This is a genomic window from Mycobacterium asiaticum (assembly GCF_001668675.1).
GTDB lineage: Bacteria > Actinomycetota > Actinomycetes > Mycobacteriales > Mycobacteriaceae > Mycobacterium > Mycobacterium asiaticum_D.
The window spans coordinates 1-7,366 of sequence record NZ_LZKQ01000133.1 but is presented as its reverse complement, the minus strand read 5'-3'; the positions used below and the strand labels follow the sequence as shown (position 1 = coordinate 7,366).

Sequence of the window (7,366 nt, the reverse complement as noted above, 5' to 3'; positions counted from 1 at the left end):
CCCCCACCCCCCCCGCCAAACGACGACGACCCACCACCCTTCTGATGGCCGGAGAGTCTTACCCCGAAGCGACGGCGAACAGCTGCCATTCGCCGGGGACGCCTTTGAGCTTGTGCGCCGGGATACCGCCTCCGGCCCTTTCGCTAGCCCGCCTGGTGGCTCAGACTGCCCGTCCGCGAAGCGGCGTAGACCTCGGCAAGGAACTGCTCCACGGCAACCGCAGCGTGCGACGCGCGGACCGAGCCGAAAATGTCGAAAGCGTGTTGCGCGTAAGGCAATTCGGCATACACCACCGGCTGCCTGCTGACTTCGCGCAACCGTGCGACGAAACTGCGCGCCTGCTCGACCGGGATCAGCGAATCGTTGACCCCGTGCAGGACGAAGAACGGCGGCGCGTCCTCGGACACGTGGGTGATCGACGAGGCCAGCCGGAACGGCTCGGCGATCTCATTCCGGCTCAGCTTGAACACTCGCTTGCCCATCATCGCCGGCATCATCGGATGCACCGCGTCGTCCCGGGTGAAGTCGTAGAACCCGTAGAACGGCACCGCCGCCTGCACGCGGGTGTCCAGTTCCTCGAAGCCGGGCTGGAACAGCGGGTAGTTGGGCGTGACGGCGGCAAGCGACGACAGGTGCCCGCCGGCGGAGCCACCGGTGATCGCGATCCAGTCCGGGTCCCCGCCGTATTCGGCGATGTGCTCCTTCGTCCACGCGATCGCGCGCTTGACGTCGGCGATCTGGTCGGGCCACGTCGAGCGGGGGCTGAGCCTATAGTTCACCGACACACACACCCAGCCCAGCTCGGCGAGATGGCTCATCAACGGATGCGCTTGTCCCCGTTTGTTTCCCACCATCCAGGCGCCACCATGGACCTGCAGCAGCACCGGCGCCCGACCCCCGCGGTCGAGGTCGGGTCGCCGCCAGATGTCGAGCTGGTTCCGGGCGCCGTACTCCCCGTAACTGATGTCCGTGTCGTGCGCGTAGTCACGCCAGATGCGCAGCATCCGGGCCGGGCCGGGCTTCTTGGCGGTCGCGCCGTCCGTCGCCGGCCGCTTCCACAGATCGCCCGCCTCGCGGCGACGGTCGGCACCCAGGCCCTCGTCCAGCGCCGCGGTCAACGTTTCGTCGGAGCGCTGACCGATGCGGTGCAGACCGAACAAGCCCAGCCAGGACAGCGCCGACACCAGCCAGCTGTAACCGAGCAACCGGGCCGGCACCCAGCGCGACACGGTCGCCAGTGCGGTCGCGTGTGCCGCCGCGGACTGCAGCGGTAGTTCGGAGGCGATCAGGCCGAAGGCGAAGGCATGGCCCGCGCCATACCCCTTCTTGCTCAGTGGCCGGTACCCGTTCAACGTGAACACCGACCCCAACACCGCCAGCAACGCGGCCCCGACCGCGGCCAATCGTTTCAAAGCTGCCTCCTCATACGAACTACCCAACGAATCTAACCGGCGGCCTCAGCCGATTTCCCCGGCCGCCCCCGCCCCACCGGCGTCCCGGGTCTCCGCCGGCTCCTCGACCACGGTGTATGAGGGGTCCACCATCCACATCGGCCGATTGCCGCTCTGCCGCGCCTTGCCGGTCACCCGCAGCAACTGCCCGGGCTGGATGTCAGCCCCGCCACGGTCCGGCCGGAACCTGATGCGGACCTCGCCGCTGTCGTCGCCGACCACGATCCAGCGGAACGTGCCCCGGCGCTTGGCGATGTCCTCCACCTCGCTGACCCGCCCCTCGATGGTGGCGCGCTGGCCGGGGATCAGACTCGCCACCGTGATCACCGACGACCGACGATCGGGATGCTCGTAGGCCTCGACGTCGCGGTCCTCGGCTTGGGACACCCACGCCCCGAACCTGTCGAGCTCACGGGCGATCCGCTGCTCGAGCCGTTGCGGATAGGCGTCCTTGATCCGCGACTGCACGTCGTACGGCACGATCGTGGCGGCGGCATCAGGAATGAGGCTGACCGCGCGGGCGATCTTGTCCGCGGTCCGGTCGTGCAACAGGCGTCCCAACAGCGGCGCGTAGGTGCGGCGCGGCAGCAACACCGTCACATTGGTGTCGGGGTTCTCCCTGCTGGTCCGCGCCACCAGGATCTGGGCGGCACGCGTCACGCGGCGATCCGGGCAATCGATCACCCGCAGCCGGGTGTCCAATTCGAAATCGTCCCAACGCTTTCGGAGCTGCGCGGCGTGCACCGCGTCGACCATGAAATGCACGGCGATCAACTCGTCGGCCCGCAATCCCTTCCCGTATCGCAGGGCCTCGATCACCGCCAGGTCCACCGAGTTCACGAAGATGAACACCCGGTGCCGCGCATACTTCACCAACTCCGGCCGGTCGGTGCGGAACATCTCGAGAATCGCTGCCTCGGCGCGATATTCGCGGTTCAGCCGAATCAACGCGAGCACCAGCAGCGGGAAGACCACAACGACGAGCCATGCCCCCTCGGTGAACTTCGCGACCGCGAAGATCCCCACCACGATCGTCGACATGATGCCCGCGGACAGGTTGATCACCAGCCGGTGCCGCCAACCCGGTTCCCGGTGCGTCAGATGATGTTTGGTCATTCCGTACCCGGCCATCGCGAAGCCGGTGAACACCCCGATCGCATAGAACGGCACCAGAGCGTTCACCGATCCCCCGGTGGTCAACAACAGCACCACCGACAGCGCCGTGAGCGCGATGATGCCGTTGGAGAACACCAGTCGGTGACCGCGTTTCATCAGCTGCCGCGGCAGAAACCGGTCCTCGGCAACGAAACTGGCCAGCGCCGGGAAGCCGTTGAAGCTGGTGTTGGCCCCGGTGAACAGGATCGCGGCGGTGGACGCCTGCACCAGGATGAAGCACACGTGCCCGACCACGCCGGTGCCGAACACCGCCCGGGCGATCTGGGACAGCACCGACGGATACTCGGTCAAGTACGGCGTGGCGTGCGTGGCGTATGCGAGGTAGGCCACGCCTGCCAGCAGGAACCCCAGGATGCACGCCATCGCGGTGAGCACCCGGCGCGCGTTGCGGCCCTGCGGCTTTCGGAATACCTCGACGGTGTTGGAGATCGCCTCGACCCCCGTCAGCGACGAGCCGCCGTTGGCGAACGCGCGCAGCAACACCAGAATGGTCGCGCCCATCACCAGGCCGTTGCCCTGTTGCACCGCCACGGTTCCGGGCAGTTGGTGCGGATCGTAAATCGGCAGACTCCAAAACAGATGACGCACAACGCCCGTCACGATGGTGGCCGATACCATGATGATGAACAGGTAGGTCGCCGCCGCGAACGGCTTTCCCGCTTCCTTCAGTCCGCGCAGGTTCAGGTAGCAGATAAAGATCACCACGCCGATGGTGATCTCCAGGCTGAACGGGCCCAGCGCCGGCAATGCCGACACCACGGCAACCGTGCCCGCCGCGGCTTGCACCGCCACCGTCACCACATAGTCGATCAGCAGCGCCGCCGCGGCCACCTGCGCGATCTTCGGCCCGAAGTTGTCCCGCGCCACGATGTATGAACCGCCGGCCCGGGTGTAGGCCATGACCACCTGCCGGTACGACGCCGCCACCAGCACCAGGATCAGCAGGATGACGCCGGTGATGGGCAGCAGCAACGCGAACGCCGCCAGCCCCGCCTGGGGCAGCAACTCGATGAGGATCTGCTCGGGGCCATAGGCCGTCGACGAGATCGCGTCGGGCGACAGCGCACCCAGGGCGACGCGGTTGGACAACCGTTCCTCGGCCAGTTCCTCGGTGATCAGCGGCTTGCCCAGAAACACCCGCTTGAGGACGTCGCCCATCGTCAGCGGAATTCGCAGCTTGCCGGTCGAATCGCCCGCCGCTCGCGTCACCGACGGACCTTAAGAGAGGCGCCGAACCGCGGCGGCGATGCGCTCGTCGGTGGCGGTCAGCGCGACCCGCACGTGCCGGGCGCCGCCGGGCCCGTAGAAGTCGCCGGGCGCCACCAGGATGCCGCGCTCGGCCAGCCAGGCCACCGTCTCGTGGCATCCCTCGCCGCGACTGGCCCACAGATACAGGCCGGCCTCCGAATGGTCGACGGTGAATCCCGCCGACCGCAGCGCGGGCAGCAGCACCGCCCGGCGCTGCGCATAGCGTTCCCGCTGCAACTTCTCGTGATCATCGTCGTCCAGCGCGGCAACCATGGCGGCCTGCACCGGCGTGGGCACGATCATCCCGGCGTGTTTACGCACCGCCAGCAGTTCGGCGACCAGACTCGCGTCACCGGTGACCAGCCCGGCCCGGTATCCGGCCAGCGATGAACTCTTGGACAGCGAGTGCACCGCCAGCAGCCCCCGGTGGTCGCCGTCGCAGACCGACGGGTGCAGCACCGACAGCGGTGCGGCATCCCAGGCCAGGCCGAGATAGCACTCGTCGGAAGCCACCAGCACGCCGCGCTCGCGGGCCCATCCGACGACCTTGCGCAGATGCTCGATACCCAGGACGCGGCCGGTCGGATTGCTCGGCGAATTCAGGAACACCAACGCCGGAGTCTGGGGGCCGAGCTGGGTGAGCGAATCCGCGCGCACCACTTGGGCTCCCGCCAGCCGCGCGCCCACGTCATAGGTCGGGTACGCCAGTTCGGGCACCACCACCACATCCGCGGGCCCCAGTCCGAGCAGGGTCGGCAACCACGCGATCAGTTCCTTGGTACCGATGACGGGCAACACCGCCGACTCGGCCACCCCGGTGACGCCGAACCGGCGCGCCAGCGCGGCGACCGCCGACTCACGCAGCTGCGCGGTCCCGGCGGTGGCCGGATAACCCGGCTCGGCACTGGCCGACGCCAGCGCATCCTGGATCAGCGGCGCGACGGGGTCCACCGGGGTGCCGACCGAGAGGTCGACGATGCCGTCGGGATGAGCGGCGGCGGTGGCCTTCGCCTCGGCCAGGGTGTCCCAGGGGAACTCCGGCAGGGACGCCGACACGGTCTGCCGGCGCTGCATCGGCGCGGTCAGTCCTCGCCCTGCGGGGGCAGATCCTTGACCACCTGCGGGTCGTTCTCGGTCAGGCCGACCTTCGCGGCGCCACCCGGCGATCCCAGCTCGACGAAGAAGTCGGCGTTGATCTGGGTGTACTCGCTCCACTGGTCGGGCACGTCGTCTTCGTAGTAGATCGCCTCGACGGGACAGACCGGTTCACAAGCTCCGCAGTCGACGCATTCGTCGGGGTGGATGAACAGCATCCGGGCACCCTCGTAGATGCAGTCGACCGGGCACTCTTCGATGCACGCCTTGTCTTTGATGTCGACACAAGGCTGGGAAATCACGTACGTCACGGACGTCTCCTCAACGTGTCCTCCATGAACGGCTCAACGGTGGGCTGCTAGTAGTTACCCAAGGGGCTTCCCGGGTAAGCCTTCGGTTACTGATACTAGACGTTGCATATACAAGCCCGGCAATTGGCACGCCCGGCCGAGACGTCAAGTCGGTCCCAACCTAGTGCCCGCGCGGTTCGCGCAGCCGTCGAGGCGCTCGGCGAGCCTTCTCGGCGCCGATTTCGCCCACCGCGAAATTTTGCGAAATAAGCCTCTGAGCAGCAAAGAGTTACATCTGCGCCCGCTCCGGCGATAACAAAGTCGTGAAGAGCAAGTCCGCGGTGCCTGGTAGCCTTTTACGCAGACGGCAACCGCTGGGCAGATGTCGTCGCCGTCGTGTCTGACGGTGCAATATTTTGGGGAAGGTGTCCGAAAATGAGGTTGTCGCTTACCAAGATGGCCGTGGTTACAGGGGGTCTGGCAGTGTCGCTGGGCCTCGGGAGTGGAATCGCCTCGGCAGATCCGATGGACGTCGCTGTGAACACGACGTGCAGCTACCCGCAGGTGATCGCCGCGCTCAACGCGACGAACCCGGGTGCCGCGGCGCAGTTGAACTCGTCGCCGATCGCGCAGAGCTACCTGCAGCGGTTCCTGGCTTCGCCGCCGCCGCAGCGTGCACAGATGGCCGCGCAGCTGCAGGCCATGCCGGGTGCTTCGCAGTACGTCGGCGTGGTGGAGTCCGTCGCCGGAGTTTGTAGCAGCTACTGAGTTCGACCCGCGAGCGTAACGCCGCGGCTGATCTCCACCGGGAGTGACGCCGGCGTTGCGCTCGCGGTTTTTTGCCGGGCTCAGGCGGCTATCGAGGCGTACGTCGTGGTGCGCTGACGAGCGGGCCGGCCGATGCCCTCGGCGATAGCCGTCAATTCCGCTACCGACTTCGCCGATCCATGCTCCGAACCTGCCATCCGCGAGATGGTTTCCTCCATCAGCGTGCCGCCCAAATCGTTGGCGCCGCCGTTGAGCATCACTTGCGTGCGCTCCACGCCGAGCTTCACCCAGCTGGTCTGGATGTGCGAGATGCGGCCGTGCAGCATGATCCGTGCCAGCGCGTGCACCGCGCGGTTGTCCCGGTGGGTCGGCCCCGGCCGGGCCGCACCGGCCAGATAAAGCGGTGAGTTCTGATGGACGAACGGCAGCGGCACGAACTCGGTGAAGCCGCCCGTGCGATCCTGAATACCGCGCAACACATTCAGATGGCCCACCCAGTGCTTCGGACTGTCCACGTGCCCGTACATCATCGTCGACGACGACCGCAGCCCCACCTCATGCGCCGTGGTCACGATTTCCACCCACAGCGACGTCGGTAGCTTTCCCTTGGTCAGCACCCACCGCACCTCGTCGTCGAGGATCTCGGCGGCCGTGCCGGGAATGGTGTCCAGCCCGGCTTCGCGCAACCCGGTCAGCCACTCCCGAATGCTCAGCCCGCTCTTGGTCACACCGTTGGCGATCTCCATCGGCGAGAAGGCATGCACGTGCATGGACGGCACCCGCGCCTTGACCGCGCGCACCAGATCGGCATAGCCGGTCACCGGCAACTCGGGGTCGATACCGCCCTGCATGCAGATCTCGGTGGCGCCGGCGACGTGGGCCTCCCACGCGCGGTCGGCCACCTCCTGCGCGGACAGTGAATACGCGTCGGCGTCCCCTTTGCGTTGGGCGAACGCGCAGAACCGGCAGCCGGTGTAGCAGATGTTGGTGAAGTTGATGTTGCGGTTCACCACGAACGTCACGTCGTCACCGACTACCTCGCGGCGCAACGAATCCGCTAGCGCCGCAACCGCTTCCAGCGCGGGACCAGCGGCCGGGTGGACCTGAACGCCGCGATCGACACCGAGGGCCGCAACAGCGAAACCCGCAGCGACCTCGACAGTGCCTTCGGCGACTGGGAATCGATCCGGTCGCGGGTGCACGAGCTGGCCGCCCAAGGTGCGAAAGCGCCGGAACGCCTGGACACCGACGTGCTCGCGGCGTTGGGGGCGGGCGCGCGCGCGCCCGGCGGCGGGGGCGCCGCGGGGGGTCTGGGGGGGGCCCCCCCCGCGGGGCCCG

5 protein-coding genes and 2 pseudogenes are annotated in these 7,366 nt (G+C 67.6%); 2 read left to right on the top strand and 5 right to left on the bottom strand.

Annotated features, from left to right (window positions below; translation table 11 throughout):
- Positions 1-143: 143 nt before the first annotated feature.
- The 4 genes from A9X01_RS11545 to fdxA are packed head-to-tail and all read right to left on the bottom strand — an operon-like array spanning position 144 to position 5,281.
- Positions 144-1,412 carry an alpha/beta hydrolase gene (locus A9X01_RS11545; protein WP_081282331.1) on the bottom strand — a complete coding sequence of 423 codons (1,269 nt, stop codon included), beginning with the start codon at positions 1,410-1,412 and terminating at the stop codon, positions 144-146.
- Between the two features lie 45 nt (positions 1,413-1,457).
- Positions 1,458-3,785: an APC family permease gene (locus tag A9X01_RS11540; protein ID WP_065120913.1), complete on the bottom strand. Its 2,328-nt coding sequence runs from the start codon at positions 3,783-3,785 to the stop codon at positions 1,458-1,460.
- A 60-nt stretch (positions 3,786-3,845) separates the two neighbouring features.
- Positions 3,846-4,931: a succinyldiaminopimelate transaminase gene (gene dapC, locus A9X01_RS11535; protein WP_155772033.1), complete on the bottom strand. Its 1,086-nt coding sequence runs from the start codon at positions 4,929-4,931 to the stop codon at positions 3,846-3,848.
- A gap of 26 nt (positions 4,932-4,957) precedes the next feature.
- Positions 4,958-5,281: a ferredoxin gene (fdxA, locus tag A9X01_RS11530; protein ID WP_036360621.1), complete on the bottom strand. Its 324-nt coding sequence runs from the start codon at positions 5,279-5,281 to the stop codon at positions 4,958-4,960.
- 414 nt (positions 5,282-5,695) lie between these two features.
- Between fdxA and A9X01_RS11525 the strand changes: the two genes are divergently transcribed.
- Entirely contained in the window at positions 5,696-6,028 is a 333-nt protein-coding gene (locus A9X01_RS11525; protein ID WP_065120910.1) for a hemophore-related protein, read from the top strand.
- An 80-nt stretch (positions 6,029-6,108) separates the two neighbouring features.
- Here A9X01_RS11525 and cofH read toward each other — a convergent pair.
- A pseudogene (cofH, locus tag A9X01_RS11520) lies at positions 6,109-7,122 on the bottom strand (5-amino-6-(D-ribitylamino)uracil--L-tyrosine 4-hydroxyphenyl transferase CofH); the annotation flags it as partial.
- On the opposite strand from cofH, the pseudogene A9X01_RS29015 reads away from it, so the two are divergent.
- Positions 7,114-7,366, top strand: a pseudogene (locus A9X01_RS29015) (hypothetical protein); the annotation flags it as partial. The pseudogenes cofH and A9X01_RS29015 overlap by 9 nt on opposite strands.